The organism is Labrys sp. WJW, assembly GCF_001676615.1.
GTDB classification, from domain to species: Bacteria; Pseudomonadota; Alphaproteobacteria; order Rhizobiales; family Labraceae; genus Labrys; species Labrys sedimenti.
Genome location: NZ_LYXZ01000120.1, coordinates 1 through 551, shown reverse-complemented (window position 1 = coordinate 551; position 551 = coordinate 1). Strand labels below are relative to the sequence as shown.

Annotated in this window: 1 protein-coding gene and 1 pseudogene; both read right to left on the bottom strand. The window is 67.2% G+C overall.

What is annotated here, in order from left to right; translation table 11 throughout:
* Positions 1 to 315, bottom strand: a 315-nt coding sequence (locus tag BA190_RS34890; RefSeq protein ID WP_082980276.1) for a cupin domain-containing protein, incomplete at its 3' end; no start/stop codon positions are given.
* Between the two features lie 46 nt (positions 316 to 361).
* Positions 362 to 551: pseudogene (locus BA190_RS36550) on the bottom strand (FAD-dependent oxidoreductase); the annotation flags it as partial.

Below are 551 nucleotides of genomic sequence, written 5' to 3'. Positions count from 1 at the left end.
GTGGATGGTCCACTCGCCCTTCCAGCCCTTCGGCAGTCCCACCGCCTCGCCGGCCCGTCCCTCGCGGGTCTGGCCGCCGGCGTCATGCAGCGACACCCGCCCCGACACGATATGGCAGGTTTCCGAATTGCGCTCGCGCGAGGCGGTGAAGCGGCCCGGCGTGCATTCCCACACGCCGACTTCCATCAGGCCGTCCTCGGACTTCCACAGGGTTTTTGCCGCCTCGACCTGGCCTTCGCTGAGGGTGGTGGGCTTGGGGCCGAAGGGGCCGAGGTCGAGGGAGGTGAGATCGGCGAAGGTACGGCTGTCGATCATGGTCATTCCAATTCAAACGCGTTGAAATAGCTGGAACCGGGGTTTCTCAGCGCCCGGTGATCTTGTTGGCGAAGGTGGCGAGGCGTGAGGTCTGCTGGAGGCCTGCCGCCTCGCGCCGGTCGGCCATGTGGTAGAGCTGGTACATCGAATGGATGCCGAGCCAGCGGAAGGGTTCCGGCTCCCATTCCCGCACGGAGCGGTTGACCCAGGGCAGGCGGGGCAGCGGCGTGTCCCGC